Origin of the sequence: Flavihumibacter sp. ZG627, assembly GCF_000814325.1 — a bacterium.
Lineage (GTDB): Bacteria > Bacteroidota > Bacteroidia > Chitinophagales > Chitinophagaceae > Flavihumibacter.
Window position 1 is genome coordinate 691,785 of the sequence record NZ_JPHF01000002.1, and the last position, 16,621, is coordinate 708,405.

Sequence of the window (16,621 nt, forward strand, 5' to 3'; positions counted from 1 at the left end):
TAGCATTTAAAAATCAGGGAAATCATGACCAAATCAACATGGGTACTATTGGGTACCATTGCAGCAGTCACTACACTGGAAGCAGCAAAAGAGAGAACAGTATGTAATATCAAAGGCCAGGTTGTACCAGCTATGGCTTTACGCAACGTATGGTTAATTAACGGGAAAGACACTATTCAATCCCGCCACATTGGGAGCAGTTTTAATCTATCTGTAAAACCTGGGAAATATACACTTCTAATTGATGCCGTAGCTCCTTATAAAGATCATCAGTTTGCAGATATTCAAATTAATAATAATAACACTATGGAACTGGGTAACATCAAGTTAATTCAGTAATTTATCATATATAAAACCATACATATGCCAATCGTAAAAGTGATCGAAGTTATCGCCTCTTCCGAAAAAAGCATCGATGATGCAATCCAGAATGCTGTAGCTGAGGCTTCTAAGACTATTCGGAACATTGATTCTGTATATGTAAAAGACATTAAAGTTCACGTGAAAGATGGAAAAGTTTCCAGCTATGGACTTATATGTAAGATATCATTCCGTTTGGAGTCATAATTAAAGTAAAAGTCCCGCCAAGCGGGACTTTTACTTTATATAGAGTACATTTATTATCTATTTCATTTGTTGAATAATGTATAAAAAATACTTAACTGAATTACACTGTTCTTAATATCAGGCTTCACTCCTTCAAATTCGAAGTCCGCTATTTTTGAAAGCCCCATATTAAATCTGGCCCCAATACCAAGGCCGCTTTTTCCGTGATAACCTAATCCAACCGCGGCGGAAACATCTGAATTTTTAATTAAATCCTCAGAAGTTTCTCCTCCAAGATCTTCAGAGAGTTTTAAACCAATCTGTGGACCAACTTCCACAAAAAAGCCTTCATTGAAGCGATATTTCAACATAATGGGGATATTAAGGTAATGCACTTTCCAATCCTGTTCATTACCGGCACCTTTAAACTTGGTTCCCTGAGTTGAAAAAAGCACTTGAGGCTGAAGAGATAAATTTTCACCGAACATGAGATTAATGAAGGCACCGAGGTGAAAGCCTACCAGGGCATTGCTCTCAATGTCATCTCCGCTATAATTGCTAATATTCACCCCGCCCTTTGCACCCAATTGAAATTTCTGAGCATTCGAAGTCATCGCGAAACCCAGAAAAAGAAAGATTACTAACTTTTTCATAAATGACAGTTGATTTAGTTTCTCGAAAATAAGGAGAAACCATTACATAACTGTTATTTCTTTAATACTTAATATCTGATAATTCATATCCCTATATACTAACGTATACTTGCCGGGATTCAAATAGAGATAATAATAACCATCGGTATCAGCGCTTATAGTCTGGTCGGCGGGAATCAAAAACGGAAGAGATTCCTCTGAATATTCATTTGTATAATAACCTTGTACCATGAACATATTTCTTTCAGTTGGGCGTATTGCAAATTCTTTCCTATTATTATTCATCCCTATCCAGGATGGTCTATTTCTTATGGAACCGCTGCGAGGATGAATAACCTGCAGATCATAATGATCATTTTCCAGTAATGAAACAGGATTATCTTTCCTGAATGCTATCATTGCTTCTTTTAGTTGGATCCGATCAGCTAATTTTTCATAGAAATACCTTCCATATTCGAAATTACTTCCTTCAGTTAATTCAGTTTGATCAATCGTTAATGGGTCATGCCCTGTAAATCGTTTCAGTTGGTAGGCCATCGGCCAATTCTGATCGCCAAGGGCTTTTTCAATGGAAGAAGTGATCCCTGATAAAACAAGTATCCTTGCAGAACTATCTTTCCGGATAATATCGGCAATTTTCTGTGCCTCCATGGCTGCCCTCCCTGTAGGTGTATATTTTCCCGGGGTTTGATCTTCATAAGGAATTACTTTAAACCCCAGGCCTATAGCCATTCGGATAAGTTCTCCTGAAATGGGTTCGGCAGCTTTCCATCCATTGAGCATACTGATTTTCGATATAACTTCTCCTCTCCCATTTCCGATTATTTCCATTGCCAGGTATCGGAATCCCTGTTGATAAAGTGAATCTAAGAGGCTTGCCACAAAGACCCGGTGCTGAGGCTTATAGGGTACTTCATTTATCATCACAATCCTCTCGCGTCTGGCTCGGGATATGATGTAACGCGCAGCATTCTCAAAACTTACCGTCTTCATTGTATCCACATATAAATCAGCTTCCCTGTAGGCCTCCCGGGGCATTGAATCATATCCCATTTTTTCGTAGCGCAGGCTCATTTTATACTCATTGATAAAGGCCATTTCAAGGGCCGCCTGGAAAAGATTTTGCCTGTTCAGGGAGTCGGGCCTATTAATCCTGGCAATCACAGGCGCCAGATAATTAATGCCATTTGAACTAAATAATGAGTTTCCGGAACTATCTATGGATGCTGTATCGGCATGGTTTATTGAAAAAGATTTGAGTGCTTTAAGGGAAACAGGCAGATCTTGAGCAGAAAGTGAGAAAGAATGAAAAACCATGAGGAGCAATGGGGATATGTACCGTTTCATGTTGCAAATAGAACTTATAAAAGGCAGTGTGGCTGTTAGGAAAAAATTAAAACTCTCTCTTTCTGAGTTTTTCAGCGAGCATTGGCATTCCTTCTGAAGCGGGCGCCTCAATTTTTACCAGATGATGAATTGTACCCGATGAGGGTATCTTTTTATCGACAATAAATTTCGGACAATCATAAGGCGCAAAATCCACCAGACCTGCAGCAGGATAAACAAGGAGTGAAGTGCCGACAACAATGAATATATCAGCGCTTCTTACAAGTGGTACAGCCTCACCTATAGCCGGAACCGGCTCTTCAAACCAAACTATATCAGGACGCCATGCATAGCCATCAGGAGCAAGCGCTCCAAATTCCATATCGGTAGAAACCCGGCTTACAAGGAATGGATCATGTTCGCTTCTCATGCTCAGGATCTCACCATGCAGGTGCAATACTTTTTTTGATCCTGCCCTTTCGTGAAGGTCATCTATATTTTGTGTGATAATATGTACATCAAAATCATTCTGAAGATCCGCAAGTGCGTTATGTGCTGCATTGGGAACTGCTTCAAGAACATTTCGACGACGCATATTATAAAATTCAAGCACAAGTTTTGGATCACGCCTCCACGCCCTGGGTGTTGCCACCTCTTCAATATCATAGCCTTCCCATAGTCCATCACTATCCCGAAAAGTTTTCAATCCGCTCTCTGCACTTATGCCCGCACCAGTCAGCACCACAATCTTTTTCATACTTATTTTTTCTCGTTAGCCAATTCCATCACTGTTTCCCATTCTTCCTTAGTCACTGGCTGAACACTAAGGCGACTTAGTTTTACCAGCGCCATGGAAGCTAATCTTGCATCCGATTTTATGATAGTAAGTGGAACAGCTTTCTTTAAACGTTTTACAGGCTTCAGATCAACCACAACCCAGGCCTCATCAGATGTTGTAGGATCCTGGTAAGCTTCCTTAACCACCTGTGCAATGCCGATAATTTCAACGCCTTCATTACTATGATAAAAAAGCACCTTATCACCTTTCTTCATTGAGCGTAAATTATTGCGCGCTGCATAATTCCGGACACCATCCCAATGGGTTATTTTATCCTTTACAAATTGATCCCAACTGTATTTGAACGGTTCGGATTTCACTAACCAATAAGACATATATCAGATTTAGGTACAGGTTGAATTTAATAAGCTTTGGTAATAGCTGGTAAAAATAACAAAACATGCAATCTAAAGTTTTAAGCCCTGCGTATCTCCATTAATCAATCAATAAAATAAAATCATTTTTATGAGAACGACCCGTCTATGCGCATGTATGCTTGCAGCAATATTTCTCTCGAATGTTACCCATGCTCAGACCATGGCAAAAGAAAAGACCGTAATGGTAGGTGGTGCCCCTATGTATCCTTCCAAAAACATTATTGAAAATGCAGTGAACTCAAAAGACCATACAACACTTGTTGCAGCTGTAAAGGCAGCGGGTCTGGTTGAGACACTTCAAAGCGCTGGCCCGTTTACCGTATTCGCCCCTACCAACAAGGCATTCGAAAAATTACCAAAAGGAACAGTTGATATGCTTTTGTTACCCGAGAACAAGGGAATGCTGACAAGTGTACTCACCTATCATGTTGTTCAGGGTCGTATCAATGCCGATGACCTGTTAAAGATGATCAAAGAAGGAAATGGTATGGCAACACTTACTACTGTTAATGGCGGCATCCTAACAGCTATGGTTAAGGGAAACAAGGTAATGCTTAAAGATGGTATGGGCGGAATCTCTGCAGTAAGCATTGCAGATGTGAACCAAAGCAACGGCGTTATTCATGTAATTGATGCGGTTGCTTTACCAAAAGGTAAATAATTACCATTCCCCTCCCTACCATCCACTGGCCAGTACATCGGCAATATGCATGGTAGCGAGGGGAATATTATTCTCCCTTATATATCCGTCAAGGTGCATCAGGCAGGAAAGATCTGTAGATATAATAGTACTTGCACCAGTTTGTAATGCATTGGTCACTTTTTGGTCGGCCATACTGATGGAGATGGGTTCATATTTAATGGCAAAGGTGCCACCAAAGCCGCAACAGGTTTCAACATCCTGCATTTCCATTAATTCTAATCCCGCAACATTAGCAAGCAATTTTCTAGGTTCCTCTTTGATTTTGCATTCGCGCAATGCGGCGCAGGAATCATGGTAAGTTGCTTTTAAAGAAAGGCTTGCACCTAGTTTTTCAACTTTGAGGACATTAACCAGGAATTCAGAGAATTCATATGTACGTGACCGTATATCTTTTACTTCATTATGTATGGAGGCATTATCAAAAATCTTGGGATAATAGTTCCTGATAAAACCAGCACAGGAGGCGCTGGGAGAAACAATAAAATCATCGCTACCCTTCATTTCGCTTACTAATTTCTCACATACAATCTTGCTCTCATCCCAGAAACCAGCATTGAAAGCCGGCTGGCCGCAACATGTCTGCGCTTCATTATAACTAACAGTACAGCCCAACTTTTCAAGCACTTTCACCATATTGAAAGCTGTTTCTGGAAACAATTGGTCAACAAAACAAGGTATAAAAAGCTGTACGTTCAAAGTCTTATTTTTTAAAACTGCGCTGCAAAGCAATCATTTTTAGAGCAGTAAGTGCAGCTTCTTCTCCTTTATGGCCATGAATACCACCAATTCGTTCAAGTGCCTGCTCATTTGTATTTACTGTTAAAACGCCGAAAATAACCGGAACGGGAAGGGTAAGGTTAAGTTGTACAACGCTGTCTGTTACCGCTTTACAAACAAACTCAAAATGTGGTGTATCCCCTTTAATTACACAACCCAGTGCAATAAACGCATGAGGTCTGTCATCCCAATATTTTTTCGCCTCCCAGTAACTGCGAATACCAAAACCTATTTCAACGGCACCGGGAACAATAATAGTTTCAACACGAGAGATCTCATTAGATGCAAAAACCCTTCTACAACCTGCCTCAAGTTCTCCGGTAATAGTTGCATTCCAATCGGTTTTCACTATAACGATACAGGCATCCTTCGGAAGGATGCCTGCCTCTATCTTTAATAGATCTGTACTGCCTGTACTAGCCATACTGATTCTAATTTTTTAATTCGTTTCGCCCAATCTTGCAAGGTATTTATCGATTTCAAAACCTCTTTCGGTGCGTGGATATTTTTTCTTTATGGACTTATATGCATCAAGGGCTTCTTTATTCTTACCAAGGCTTTCATACAGATATCCAGCCCTGAAAAGATATTCCGCAGCATTGAACTCATCTTTTTCGAAGGCATTTGCAGCCTCAATATAAAGCGAGGCAGCTTCTTCTTTCTTACCTTGTTCTGCATAAGCATCAGCAAGCAGGCTCTTTGCTCTTGCATTTACCTGTACAGAATTAGTGGAGAAATCCTTTAGCCATTTTTCGGCATTCTTAAAATCACCCAGTTTAAGGTAACTGGCTCCCGCATAGAATTTAGAAAGATTAGCAGCTGGAGTGCCGCTATACCTGTCAATGATCTTCAGAAATCCCGGATTAATCGCATCGCCATTCAATGCAAGTTGCAAAGAGTCCATCCTGAAATAATTTTCTGCACGGAAAATGGCCTCATCTGATTTTTGAAGCTTAGGTCCGGCTATGAAATATTTATAAGCAGCAACACCACCAGCAACTATGATCACTGCTGCCAGTCCCACTATAATATTCCGGCTATTTTTCTGCCAGAAACCGGTTATGCGATCTTCCGCTTCAATTGTTCTTTTGTTTTCTACAGGGGTATTCTTAGTTTCAGCCATGATGGTTTGTTATGAAAATTAGTCAACAATAAATGGATAGTTCTGATCTACATAAATGTCTTTTAGCACTTCACTGTCGTCGGGCCATGGACTTTCTTCAGCAAATGTCACAGACTCTTCCACTTGTGCTTCCACCCGTTTATTGATGGCGTCAATCTCTTCCTGGGTAGCAAATTTATTATCAAAGATTGATTTCAATACCTGCTCAATAGGATCGCGTTGCTTGTATTCGTCAACTTCATCTTTAGTGCGGTACTTCTGGGGATCAGAAATTGAGTGCCCCTTATAACGATAAGTTTTGATCTCGATAAGTGTTGGTCCGTCCCCTTCACGGGCACGCTTAACTGCACGTGCGATACTTTCATGAACTGCTTCCGCACTCATTCCATCAATGGAATCAGCAGGCATTTCATACGCATCGGCTAATTTATAGATATCAACTACATTGGAAGTTCTTTCTACAGAAGTTCCCATTGCGTAATTATTATTTTCGCAGATGAAAATGACCGGAAGTTTCCAAAGCATGGCAAGGTTAAAGGTCTCGTGAAGCATCCCCTGGCGTGCGGCTCCATCTCCAAAGAATGTAAGGCAAACAGCGTCTGTTCCTTTATATTTTTCAGCGAAAGCTATTCCCGCCCCGGTACCAATTTGTGCACCCACTATACCATGACCACCAAAAAAGCGCTCTTCCTTACCGAAGAAGTGCATACTTCCTCCCTTTCCTTTTGCGCATCCGGTTGCCTTTCCGTACAATTCTGCCATACAGGCTTTAGCACTGATGCCCTTAGCCAATGCCAGGCCATGATCGCGATAAGCGGTGATGAATGCATCTTCCGGCTTCGTAGCAGTCATACAGCCTGCGGCAATGGCTTCCTGCCCTACATAGGCATGGAAAAATCCACGGATCTTGCCTTCCATTTTGTATTTCTCTTCAGCCTTAAGTTCAAACTGACGAATAAGTTGCATCAGCTCATACCAGTAGAGATAGGTCTCCTTTGAAAATTTTGTTGCCACTTGATTAGTTTTGAGACGGGCAAAGATAAGGGAAATGGGAATTAATTGATGATAGTTGACAGATGATTACTGATTGCAGTATGGAAGCCGGTAATTATCTTGCAAGCGCTTTGTTTTCAATAGAATCCATATCAGTATACCAGTTCAGAAACTACCTGCAAAAATCCTGGTCATTCAGTGATCGGATCGTGGGAATCACGGGGCTTAACGGCAGCGGCAAGACCAACTTACTGGATGCTATTTATTTCCTGTGCTTTACTAAAAGTTATTTTCAACGCTCCGATGCCCTGATCGTACACCATGGAGCCCATGGATTCAGGTTGGAGGGCAGGTTTGATCGCGAAGGGAATCCGTTCCAGATCGCAGCTGTTTTTAGGGAGACAGGAAAAAAGGAATTCAGGGTAAATGAACAGCCCTGTGAAAAAATGGCCGACCACATTGGAAATTTCCCAGCGGTCATGATTGCACCCGATGACGTTCAGATCATTACCAACGGTAGTGAGGAAAGAAGGCGATTTATGGATGCACTGTTCAGCCAGGTAGACCATCAGTACCTCCTGCAGCTGATGCTATACAATAAATTACTGCAGCAACGAAACAGCCTTCTAAAGCAAATAGCAGAGACCCGACAACAACAGTTCGACCTGCTGGAAGTAATTGACCAGCAAATGGCCATACCCGCAGCCTATGTTCATTCAAAACGAAAAGAGTTCCTGAAGGATCTGCTTGAACTAGTACGTGACAGGTATTGCAGTATTGCTGGGGAAAATTATGATCTGCAACTCTTCTATGATAGTGCATTACTCCAGATAGATTTTCCACAATTATTACAACAAAACCGGAACCGCGACATTTATTCCCAAAGAACTAATGCAGGTATTCATCGCGATGATATAGGTATCATATTGGGCGACAAGCCTTTCAGGCAAACTGCATCACAGGGACAGAGAAAAAGCCTCTTGTTTGCATTTAAGCTTGCAGAATTCAATATGCTAAAACAATTCAAAGGATTCTCGCCATTGCTTTTACTGGATGATGTATTTGAGAAACTGGATGAAAAAAGAATGCTCAATTTGTTGAAGGAGGTTTGCATTCAAAATGATGGGCAGGTGTTTGTTACGGACACGCACCAGGGAAGGATCGCAGGGATTTTTCAAAAATTAGGCGTCTCCTTCCAGGAAATAGCAACCCAGAAGGAATAATGGAAAAAATACGGTCAGGGATAGGGGGGAGTCATAGGGGGTTGGGTACGGATCACCGGTCTGCATTGGATGGATATAAAAACGGGACATTTAACGCGATCCTAAAAATAGGAAATCTTCAAATTATACGGACATAGGGTTCAGGGGACGGTTTCCAGGCCATAGGGGCGGGTACGGAATACATGTGAAAAGGATTGGATCTAAAAACGGGACCAGATACTCAATGTGTGTGTTTTACAGCCCTTATGTTCAGGTACGCAAATAAGAAGTGCAAATATAAAGTTTGGTTGCATCAACAACCAACACATTGTGTCCATTTTACATATTTTAGCTAAAACGGGCAATTGTCTGCCTTTCCGGGTTAGCGATGATAATATTTAAGTACACCACCTATCTTTGATTTATGGGAGAATATTCATTGGGGGATGCAATCCAGCAATTTCTTAAAAAAAGCAGGTTGAAAGGGTCTATCCAGGCGCTTCAGATAGAAGATGTATGGGAATCGATAATGGGTAAAACTGTTGCCCGGTATACTGAAAGTATCAAGATATATGGTGATAAATTATATATTACAACCACCGTAGCCCCTTTGAAACAGGAACTAATGTACCAGAAAGAAAATATTATCCAGCGGGTGAATCAGGCACTGGGCGAAAAAACAATAAAAGAGGTTATCATCCATTAATGTTATCGCTAGAACCTCGCTCTTGGATCAACCCAACCATAGAGCATGTCCGCTAAAAAGTTCACAATTACAAAAAAACAGGCTGAAACAAGCACTGCCCCCATCACTACCGGGAAATCGAGTTTTTCAAGGGCATCCACGGTAAGCTTTCCCAATCCTTTCCATCCGAAAATATATTCAACGAAGAAAGCGCCTGCAAGTAATTCCGCAAACCATCCCGTAATAGCGGTTATAACCGGGTTCAGTGCATTCCGCAGAGCATGTTTCCATATTACGATCCTTTTTGGCAATCCCTTTGCAACAGCGGTTCTTATATAGTCTTGTTCCATTACATCAAGCAGGGATGCGCGTGTCAGTTGTGCAATTATCGCCAGGGGCCTGATGCCAAGGGTTATTGCGGGAAGAATAAGATTTGCGGGTGTGAGATATGGCCTTCCTGTGGTGGTGTCAAGGTCAAACCAGGAACCTGTCATATGCAGACCTGTATATTCGTTCAATACAAATCCAAAAAGGTAAGCGATAGCAATTGCCATAAAAAATGAAGGTGCCGAAATGCCAAGTATACTGGTAAAAATTGCTCCGGCATCTATCCATGTACCTTTGTAAATAGCTGCAATTACACCCAGCGTTATGCCAACTATTGTTGCTAATAACATGGCCGCCGTGGCAAGCATGATGGTGCCAGGTAATGCTTCCATTATTACATCCCCTACTTCTCTCCTGCTCTGGTACGACTTTCGTAAATAGGGGATTTTAATACCGATTTTTATTTCGCCACCAACAAAATAACCCCGGAGTTCCTTGTTCTTAATATCAGTTGCAGAATGAATAGCAATGGGCGAAATATCATTCAGGTATAAGACCAATTGCTTCCATTTTGGTTTATCGAGATGAAGGTCACGTCTTATGTTCTCACGCGTTGATGTATCACCTGTTTGTCCCATCACCAGGCGAGATGGATCGCCAAATCCCTGGAACAGTACAAATACAAGTATTATTACACCAAGTAATACCAGGAAGCTATAAAGGAGTTTATTGAAGAAACGCAATTGGATACAGTTGAATTACATTTTCTGCATTTGCTGGATTGCCTTATCCGAATCAGGTAATGACCATTTATCTACTATAACCCCCTGGTTTATCAGGTAAATGGTTGACGGATGGCGTGCTGCTGTTTTCACCGCAACTGCATCGGAGCGAAGAACCAGAACTCCATCCAGAACTGACCCTAACGATCCAATAACCTGTTCTGCGGCTGGAGTAATAATAAACAAGGGCATATTTTTGGCAACTGCGATCTCCTTCATTTGCCGGATCGTTTCCGTGAGAGATCCCCTGTCGCCTTCCCTCACTTCTTTGATAAACAACCACTGCTTTATTCCAGGTTCGGCAAGAAGTGCCTGCGTCGTGTCATTACCTGAAGGGGCCAGTAATACAAAATCTTTAATAGGGGGTTCTGCATTGCCCTTACGGATCACTTTATCATATCGTTTTACAAAACTGTAAGTTGATTCATCAAAATCGGCGGGGAATTTATCAGCAGTAAACTCCAACTCCTTCCCATCTTTTTTATACACAAAACTAATGACAGTACTGTCAGGAATAGAACCGGCAGGGATCTTCATTTGTTCCGCAATCTGTTTGCCTTTCTTATAGGGCAAACAATCAACTACCGGAAGGTGTCTTAGTACATACCATTGAAAGCCAAAACTGAAAAGAGTTGTAAGTCCGAGCAGCAGGACGCTTCTTCGGGTATCCATGGAAGTTTGTATCCTGTTCCTGTTGGCAAACAAGAGACCTATAAGTGCCAGCAGGAGCAGGTCCTTCATAAATGACTGGGCTGCTGTAAGCGGCAGACAATCGCCAAAGCAACCACAACTTTTGATCTTGCCGGAAAAAAGAGCATATGCTGTAAGAAAGGTGAAAAAAACAATCAGCAAAAGCAGTAACCAGCTGAATAATCTCATTTGCCAGCCAATAATAACAGCAACGCCTGCAATGATTTCAAAGGCGATCATGAGTATAGAAAATGCAAGCGTGAAATCATTTAATCCATGCAATCCCCACACTTCAAAAAATTCCTGCATTTTATAGCTAAGCCCAAGGGGATCATTGGCTTTTACAAGTCCGGAGAAAATGAAAAGTATCCCTACGATATACCGGCTCAGTGTCAGAATTGTTTTCATGTTTTGGTGTAATGATTATTGCAAATTGATCAGTCAATGTTTTCCTTCATCCATAAGGATTAGTGCGAAAGCAGCATAATTAAAGATATCAAGATAGTTGGCATCTATACCTTCACTCACAAGTGTTTGGCCATTATTGGCAAGAATCTGTTTGATCCGAAGAAGTTTTGCGAGTATCAGGTCAGTAAAACTTTCCTGGCTCATGTCGCGCCAGGCTTCCCCATAATCATGATTCTTTTGATCCATCAGGTCTTTGGCGCGTTTAACCTGGATATCATACCATTTAGTGGTGTCTTCCACGCTAAGGTCATCCCCTATTGATTTATCCATTTCAAGTTGTATGAGGCCAATTACTGCATAATTCAGTATCCCCATAAATTCTGATTGAATACTATCCCCTATAAGTTGCTTTTTATTTTCCTGGATAGTTCTGATTCGTTTAGCCTTAATGAAGATCTGGTCAACTATTGAGATGGGTCGATACACCCGCCAGGAGGTTCCGTAATCGCGGGTCTTGTGTAAGAATATATCGCGACAACTTTTTATAACTTTTTCGTATTGGGTATTAGTACCTGACATAGTTGTTTGAAAAATAATCATCTTTATTCTTCAAAAGTAAGGATTCACTACCATGTTCACGCTCAATTGTAAAGGCCGGCTTCTTGTTATAAGTAAACCCATTGTAATGGGTATTATCAATATCACTCCCGATTCCTTTTTCGCGGCCAGCAGGAAACAACAGTTGGATGATGTGCTTAAACAGGCTGAGAAAATGATTAATGATGGCGCTTCCATATTAGATATAGGTGCTCAGAGCACCACGCCCAGTAGTGAATGGATTGATGCATCCACAGAATGGAACCGTGTCAGTAACATACTTCCTGAACTAACGAAAAATTTCCCGGATACATTTTTTTCCATTGACAGCTTTCATCATGAGGTGGCCAGAAATGCAGTTAATGAAGGAGTGAGTATTGTAAATGATGTGAGTGGTGGTTTGTTGGATGCAGATATGATTCCAACGGTGGCGGCATTAGACGTTCCTTATATTTGTATGCATATGAAGGGGACACCGCAAACTATGCAGATGATGGCATCCTATGAAAACATTACACTTGAACTTATCGATTATTTTATTGAAAGGATCCGGGTATGCCAGGATGCGGGTATAAAGGATGTTGTAATTGATCCTGGATTTGGGTTTGCAAAGAACATTTCTCAAAATTTCGAATTGATGCGCAGGTTGCCGCTACTGGAAGTTCTTTCCTGCCCTATTTTGGTGGGTATTTCGCGCAAATCCACTATTTATAAAACTCTCGGTATCACAGCGGCAGAGGCGTTAAACGGCACCACGGTTATGAATACCATTGCTTTAATGCAGGGCGCTTCTATTTTGCGGGTGCATGATGTGAAAGAGGCCATGGAAGCTATAAAGCTTGTGCAGGCGCTGGGGGCTGAATGAAATCACGGTGACGTCACTCGTTTTAGTATCCTTCGGAGCTCTTTTGTTTATTGTAATGCTAACCAATAGCACCAACCAATCAATACTTTTCTAAAGCGCATCGAAGGGAATACCTTACTTCGGGTCCCTATCTGGTCCCTATCTGGTCCCTATTTTCAGGACCTTCCTGCACACAGGAAATCCAGTAAACACATGGAAGAAGAAGATGCAATCTGGCCAATATTTCATAAAAAAACGCCTCATTTCTGAAGCGTTTTTTTCGAATACTTCCCTTAACAAGAAGACCCGGATTTTTATATTTTAATGGTTATGACCATCGTCCTTGCTATGACCCTGTGGCATATTATCCACCGGAGGCATCATGGGGTTCTGCTTGGGTGCAGGTGCCTGGTTAGCGATATCCACCATTTCAACGTCAAAAATAAGTGCTTCATTTGGTTGTCCACCCGGGCCCGGGCGCATTCCATATGCCAGGAATCCCGGAATATAAAGTGTTCCTTTCCCACCCTTACCAAACAATTTCAAACCTTCATCCCATCCCGGGATAACCCTGCCCTGACCAAGTACAAATCCGATCGGCTCCTTTTCAGGCTCCATTGTAGATTCAAACTCTTTACCGGTAGAGAGGATCTTACCGCGGTATTTTACAGAAACGAACTTTCCGGAATCAGCCATCGGGGCAGTACCGGCATTCTCAACAACAACATAAGTACCCAGACCGGTTTTAGTTGCATTGATATTATTCTTTTTAAGGTACTCGTCGAGAATTGCTTTATCACGCCCCTCCTGTCCTTTTGCTTCTGCATCCTGTTGTTCCTGCACCTGCTGCTCATTGTCATAAACATCAACTACACGAAAACTCAGGTACATCTTATCACCTTTTTTCATAAACGGGGGCATTCCGGGATTCTTCACCATTAGTGTATCCACTTCCTGAACCACTACCACACTGTCTCCCTTGTGCACAAAACGGAATACTTCGGCTGGATTGTAAACCGGTCCAATACTGTCTACACGGGCAAAAGCAGGCATCCCACCCTGTGATGATCCGATGATGGAATCATTGAGTTTCTGTGTATAATGAACCTTCAGAAACTGACCGATTTTCACCTGCGGGCCACTGCCTTTTTCAACGATCTTATACGTTATGCCACTTGCTGTTTTACTGTAGTCGGCACTACCACAGGCTGCCATCATAAGGGCCGCAATTGCTGTTGTAAATAAAGAGGTCTTTGTCATTTGTTATGTCAGTTGAAATTCTGATGCGTTTTCTTTTAATACTTTTTTAAAGGTCCGGACTGTTTCATCCAGCGGGGCACTGCTTCGGCCACCTGCTGCATTAAAATGGCCGCCTCCCTCAAAAAAGCGCCGGGCAAAGGTATTGACATCTACATTACCCTTGCTCCTGAAACTCCATTTTCTTTCTTCATCGCGGTCTATTACGATGGCAGCCATCCTGATTCCCTGTATACTGAGGGGATAATTTACCAGGCCCTCTGTATCACCAGTACGAATATCATACCGAAGAAGGTCTGATTTCGGTACATATATCAATGCCGTATTATATTCATAGGAGATCTCCATTCGGTTTGTAAGCACATGACCGATAAACCGAAGCCTGTTCTCCATGAAATTATCGTAGATATTTTCATGAACTTTTGTATGCTGTAAACCTGTTTCCTTCAACTCGGCCACCATTCGGTGAACATTGGCAGTTGCTGCCGGAAACCGGAATGAACCCGTGTCACCGATTAGTCCGGCATAAAGACATTCCGCAATTTCCGGATTGATCCGTTCAGGATGACCGCTTTCCACAATAAAATCAAATACCATTTCACAGGTACTGCTTTTTGTGGTATCGCTGGCACCAAAATGAAAACTTTCTATAGCCGGTTGCTGGTGATGGTCTATAAGAATTTTGGTGGCCCCGGCCTTTTCAATGACCGGTGCGAGGCTTTTGGTACGCGCCAGCATGTTGAAATCCAGACAGAAGATCCAGTCCGCTGCCATGATAATGGCCTCAGATTTTTCTCTTGTTATCTCAAAGTTCAAAACCTTATCTGAACCGGGCATCCAGTCAAGAAAGGCGGCCCAGTTTGTTGGGGAGATAACAATGACCTCATGTCCGAACTGTTTCAGGAAATGATAAAGCGCAAGGGAGGATCCCATTGCATCAGGATCAGGCTTCTGGTGGGTAGTGATAACTACCTTGCGTACAGTTGCCAGTTGGGAAAAAATATGGTGTATTGGCTGCATAAAGCGGGGCAAATGTACTGAAATTTGGCTACCTTTGCGCCCCAAATAGCAAGTTATATATGAGCAACAGAACATTTACAATGATCAAGCCCGATGCAATGAAGAACGGTCATGCCGGTGCCATTCTTGATCGTTTTATCAAGGAAGGATTTCGCATTGTGGCGATGAAAATGACCAAGCTTAGTGAAGAAAAAGCAGGTGAATTCTATGCTATTCACAAAGAAAGACCATTCTTCGGTGAACTCGTTGAGTTCATGAGCAGCGGTGTGGTTGTTGCAGCCATCCTTGAAAAAGATAATGCTGTAGCAGATTTCAGAACACTTATCGGTGCTACTGATCCTGCTAAGGCAGAGGCCGGAACAATCAGGCAGCTCTTTGCAACATCTGTTGGAGAGAATGCCGTTCATGGCAGCGATAGCGATGAGAATGCAGCAATTGAAGGCAGCTTCTTTTTCAGCGGTCTGGAGAAATTCTAATAAAAAAGGGATCCGGTAAACTATGACCTATAAACGCCAGGCGTTCAGGGATCATGGTTTACCGGATTCATCTTTAAGACTGATACGTTTCTTTATAATGTTTGTGCTACAGAATGACGCATGGGTCTTAATATATAGCCGGCTTTTCGCATAAGATTAATTACGCCTTCGTTTCCTGGAAGGTGGGCAGCTCCCACTGCAAATAAAATCGCGCCAGTTTTCATTGCCTTTTCCATTTCAGGGATCCATTTCTTATTCCGGCCATATAAGAATAGCTCAATATAAGATCCCAATCCCCCCTCTTCCATCATCGTAAGCTTCTCAATCGCATCCAGATCCTGGCTACGATAAACTTCAAGCATCTTTGCCGTTACAGTATCCTCCTTACCACTGCTGTCAATCGCCTGCAGCAAATCCCGCGCCTGCAGCGAATAAGGAATACTGTCAAAAATGCTGGCCTGAAACTCAATTGTCTCCAATCCGGATATCTCCTTCTTTTGCTTTTTAACTGCTTTCATGATCACCTCTTCCATGCCATTCTTCGTTTCGCAGGGCATTTTGGATTCACTGAGCATTGCCGCAATAAAATATGGTTTAAACCGCTCCATCATAGATAAAGGGAGTATTGACCTGTTAGCTGCGAAATAATCCTTTACCCGCTTATATTCTTCTTCAGTCATCAGGTCTTTCAAACGGGTTTCGTCCTTCATCCTGATGTACTTGAAAATGCCCATCATCTCTCCCATATTATCCATATCGATCTCAAAAAAAACACGGGAGGACTTATCGATCGCATGCTGCAAACTATCACTCAATCCTGCATCCCGGGCACAGAGGATATGCATGGTGCCGAACAAATAGGAAGGGGTCTGAATCCCGTTGCCGGTAATCTCCCATAACAGGGATGAAGTTTTAGGTGCGGCGGGTGACTGCTGCGCTTTCAGTGAAAATCCTGATACAAAAAGTGCTATGACGGTAAAGTATAAACGCATGTTAT

21 protein-coding genes are annotated in these 16,621 nt (G+C 42.1%); 7 read left to right on the forward strand and 14 right to left on the reverse strand.

Annotated elements, in window-relative coordinates:
* Positions 1-24 precede the first annotated feature (24 nt).
* Together HY58_RS06465 and HY58_RS06470 are read left to right on the forward strand one after the other, a co-directional pair.
* Positions 25-339, forward strand: a complete 315-nt coding sequence (locus HY58_RS06465) for a hypothetical protein (protein ID WP_039129432.1) — start codon at positions 25-27, stop codon at positions 337-339.
* A 24-nt stretch (positions 340-363) separates the two neighbouring features.
* Entirely contained in the window at positions 364-567 is a 204-nt protein-coding gene (locus HY58_RS06470; protein ID WP_039129435.1) for a dodecin family protein, read from the forward strand.
* 62 nt (positions 568-629) lie between these two features.
* Here the strand turns inward: HY58_RS06470 and HY58_RS06475 are convergent, their stop codons facing one another.
* From HY58_RS06475 to HY58_RS06490, 4 genes are read right to left on the reverse strand one after another with little or no spacing between them, the layout of a single operon-like run.
* On the reverse strand, positions 630-1,199 hold the full coding sequence (locus HY58_RS06475) for a porin family protein (protein ID WP_039129437.1): 570 nt from the start codon (positions 1,197-1,199) through the stop codon (positions 630-632).
* Between the two features lie 42 nt (positions 1,200-1,241).
* Positions 1,242-2,546, reverse strand: coding sequence for a hypothetical protein (locus HY58_RS06480; RefSeq protein ID WP_156123598.1), 1,305 nt, complete (start codon positions 2,544-2,546; stop codon positions 1,242-1,244).
* A gap of 46 nt (positions 2,547-2,592) precedes the next feature.
* Positions 2,593-3,282, reverse strand: a complete 690-nt coding sequence (locus HY58_RS06485; protein ID WP_039129443.1) for a Sir2 family NAD-dependent protein deacetylase — start codon at positions 3,280-3,282, stop codon at positions 2,593-2,595.
* A 2-nt stretch (positions 3,283-3,284) separates the two neighbouring features.
* The gene (locus HY58_RS06490; RefSeq protein WP_039129446.1) at positions 3,285-3,698 is read right to left on the reverse strand and encodes an EVE domain-containing protein; all 414 of its coding nucleotides are present in this window, start codon (positions 3,696-3,698) and stop codon (positions 3,285-3,287) included.
* A 130-nt stretch (positions 3,699-3,828) separates the two neighbouring features.
* Here HY58_RS06490 and HY58_RS06495 point away from each other — a divergent pair, with 130 nt between their 5' ends.
* Positions 3,829-4,401: a fasciclin domain-containing protein gene (locus HY58_RS06495; protein WP_039129449.1), complete on the forward strand. Its 573-nt coding sequence runs from the start codon at positions 3,829-3,831 to the stop codon at positions 4,399-4,401.
* 15 nt (positions 4,402-4,416) lie between these two features.
* On the opposite strand, the gene HY58_RS06500 is transcribed toward HY58_RS06495, so the two are convergent.
* Genes HY58_RS06500 through pdhA form a run of 4 tightly spaced genes read right to left on the reverse strand, consistent with a single transcriptional unit; the run spans position 4,417 to position 7,357 of the window.
* Positions 4,417-5,139: a (Fe-S)-binding protein gene (locus tag HY58_RS06500; RefSeq protein WP_039129452.1), complete on the reverse strand. Its 723-nt coding sequence runs from the start codon at positions 5,137-5,139 to the stop codon at positions 4,417-4,419.
* A 4-nt stretch (positions 5,140-5,143) separates the two neighbouring features.
* Entirely contained in the window at positions 5,144-5,644 is a 501-nt protein-coding gene (ribH, locus tag HY58_RS06505; RefSeq protein WP_039129454.1) for a 6,7-dimethyl-8-ribityllumazine synthase, read from the reverse strand.
* 15 nt (positions 5,645-5,659) lie between these two features.
* Positions 5,660-6,343, reverse strand: a complete 684-nt coding sequence (locus HY58_RS06510) for a tetratricopeptide repeat protein (protein ID WP_039129456.1) — start codon at positions 6,341-6,343, stop codon at positions 5,660-5,662.
* An 18-nt stretch (positions 6,344-6,361) separates the two neighbouring features.
* A complete protein-coding gene (pdhA, locus tag HY58_RS06515) occupies positions 6,362-7,357 on the reverse strand; it encodes a pyruvate dehydrogenase (acetyl-transferring) E1 component subunit alpha (RefSeq protein WP_039129459.1) in 996 nt (331 codons plus the stop codon).
* Between the two features lie 62 nt (positions 7,358-7,419).
* On the opposite strand from pdhA, the gene HY58_RS06520 reads away from it, so the two are divergent.
* Both HY58_RS06520 and HY58_RS06525 read left to right on the forward strand, forming a co-directional pair.
* A complete protein-coding gene (locus tag HY58_RS06520; RefSeq protein WP_253271515.1) occupies positions 7,420-8,559 on the forward strand; it encodes a DNA replication/repair protein RecF in 1,140 nt (379 codons plus the stop codon).
* Positions 8,560-8,962: 403 nt separating this feature from the next.
* A complete protein-coding gene (locus tag HY58_RS06525; RefSeq protein ID WP_039129462.1) occupies positions 8,963-9,244 on the forward strand; it encodes a DUF721 domain-containing protein in 282 nt (93 codons plus the stop codon).
* Positions 9,245-9,252: 8 nt separating this feature from the next.
* Here the strand turns inward: HY58_RS06525 and HY58_RS06530 are convergent, their stop codons facing one another.
* Genes HY58_RS06530 through HY58_RS06540 form a run of 3 tightly spaced genes read right to left on the reverse strand, consistent with a single transcriptional unit; the run spans position 9,253 to position 12,009 of the window.
* A complete protein-coding gene (locus tag HY58_RS06530; protein WP_253271516.1) occupies positions 9,253-10,293 on the reverse strand; it encodes an ABC transporter permease in 1,041 nt (346 codons plus the stop codon).
* 15 nt (positions 10,294-10,308) lie between these two features.
* Positions 10,309-11,430: a BT_3928 family protein gene (locus HY58_RS06535; protein ID WP_039129467.1), complete on the reverse strand. Its 1,122-nt coding sequence runs from the start codon at positions 11,428-11,430 to the stop codon at positions 10,309-10,311.
* 33 nt (positions 11,431-11,463) lie between these two features.
* The gene (locus tag HY58_RS06540) at positions 11,464-12,009 is read right to left on the reverse strand and encodes a DUF1599 domain-containing protein (protein ID WP_039129470.1); all 546 of its coding nucleotides are present in this window, start codon (positions 12,007-12,009) and stop codon (positions 11,464-11,466) included.
* Between the two features lie 106 nt (positions 12,010-12,115).
* On the opposite strand from HY58_RS06540, the gene folP reads away from it, so the two are divergent.
* Positions 12,116-12,892, forward strand: a complete 777-nt coding sequence (folP, locus tag HY58_RS06545) for a dihydropteroate synthase (RefSeq protein WP_253271517.1) — start codon at positions 12,116-12,118, stop codon at positions 12,890-12,892.
* Positions 12,893-13,192: 300 nt separating this feature from the next.
* Here the strand turns inward: folP and HY58_RS18750 are convergent, their stop codons facing one another.
* Positions 13,193-14,131 carry an FKBP-type peptidyl-prolyl cis-trans isomerase gene (locus HY58_RS18750; protein ID WP_052323888.1) on the reverse strand — a complete coding sequence of 313 codons (939 nt, stop codon included), beginning with the start codon at positions 14,129-14,131 and terminating at the stop codon, positions 13,193-13,195.
* A gap of 3 nt (positions 14,132-14,134) precedes the next feature.
* Positions 14,135-15,148 (reverse strand): bifunctional oligoribonuclease/PAP phosphatase NrnA, encoded by a 1,014-nt coding sequence (locus tag HY58_RS06555; protein WP_039129475.1) that lies wholly within the window; start codon positions 15,146-15,148, stop codon positions 14,135-14,137.
* 59 nt (positions 15,149-15,207) lie between these two features.
* On the opposite strand from HY58_RS06555, the gene HY58_RS06560 reads away from it, so the two are divergent.
* Positions 15,208-15,624 carry a nucleoside-diphosphate kinase gene (locus HY58_RS06560; protein WP_039129479.1) on the forward strand — a complete coding sequence of 139 codons (417 nt, stop codon included), beginning with the start codon at positions 15,208-15,210 and terminating at the stop codon, positions 15,622-15,624.
* Positions 15,625-15,716: 92 nt separating this feature from the next.
* Here HY58_RS06560 and HY58_RS06565 read toward each other — a convergent pair whose 3' ends face one another.
* Positions 15,717-16,616, reverse strand: coding sequence for a TraB/GumN family protein (locus tag HY58_RS06565; RefSeq protein ID WP_039129482.1), 900 nt, complete (start codon positions 16,614-16,616; stop codon positions 15,717-15,719).
* Positions 16,617-16,621 lie beyond the last annotated feature (5 nt).

Coding starts and splice junctions, on each gene's coding strand:
- ribH (WP_039129454.1), bottom strand. CDS start 5,644: ATGGCTAGTACAGGCAGTACAGATCTATTAAAGATAGAGGCAGGCATC.
- HY58_RS06510 (WP_039129456.1), bottom strand. CDS start 6,343: ATGGCTGAAACTAAGAATACCCCTGTAGAAAACAAAAGAACAATTGAA.
- HY58_RS06465 (WP_039129432.1), top strand. CDS start 25: ATGACCAAATCAACATGGGTACTATTGGGTACCATTGCAGCAGTCACT.
- folP (WP_253271517.1), top strand. CDS start 12,116: ATGGGTATTATCAATATCACTCCCGATTCCTTTTTCGCGGCCAGCAGG.
- HY58_RS06560 (WP_039129479.1), top strand. CDS start 15,208: ATGAGCAACAGAACATTTACAATGATCAAGCCCGATGCAATGAAGAAC.
- HY58_RS06565 (WP_039129482.1), bottom strand. CDS start 16,616: ATGCGTTTATACTTTACCGTCATAGCACTTTTTGTATCAGGATTTTCA.
- HY58_RS06485 (WP_039129443.1), bottom strand. CDS start 3,282: ATGAAAAAGATTGTGGTGCTGACTGGTGCGGGCATAAGTGCAGAGAGC.
- HY58_RS06540 (WP_039129470.1), bottom strand. CDS start 12,009: ATGTCAGGTACTAATACCCAATACGAAAAAGTTATAAAAAGTTGTCGC.
- HY58_RS18750 (WP_052323888.1), bottom strand. CDS start 14,131: ATGACAAAGACCTCTTTATTTACAACAGCAATTGCGGCCCTTATGATG.
- HY58_RS06525 (WP_039129462.1), top strand. CDS start 8,963: ATGGGAGAATATTCATTGGGGGATGCAATCCAGCAATTTCTTAAAAAA.
- HY58_RS06495 (WP_039129449.1), top strand. CDS start 3,829: ATGAGAACGACCCGTCTATGCGCATGTATGCTTGCAGCAATATTTCTC.
- HY58_RS06470 (WP_039129435.1), top strand. CDS start 364: ATGCCAATCGTAAAAGTGATCGAAGTTATCGCCTCTTCCGAAAAAAGC.
- HY58_RS06555 (WP_039129475.1), bottom strand. CDS start 15,148: ATGCAGCCAATACACCATATTTTTTCCCAACTGGCAACTGTACGCAAG.
- HY58_RS06480 (WP_156123598.1), bottom strand. CDS start 2,546: ATGAAACGGTACATATCCCCATTGCTCCTCATGGTTTTTCATTCTTTC.
- HY58_RS06475 (WP_039129437.1), bottom strand. CDS start 1,199: ATGAAAAAGTTAGTAATCTTTCTTTTTCTGGGTTTCGCGATGACTTCG.
- HY58_RS06520 (WP_253271515.1), top strand. CDS start 7,420: ATGATTACTGATTGCAGTATGGAAGCCGGTAATTATCTTGCAAGCGCT.
- HY58_RS06535 (WP_039129467.1), bottom strand. CDS start 11,430: ATGAAAACAATTCTGACACTGAGCCGGTATATCGTAGGGATACTTTTC.
- HY58_RS06490 (WP_039129446.1), bottom strand. CDS start 3,698: ATGTCTTATTGGTTAGTGAAATCCGAACCGTTCAAATACAGTTGGGAT.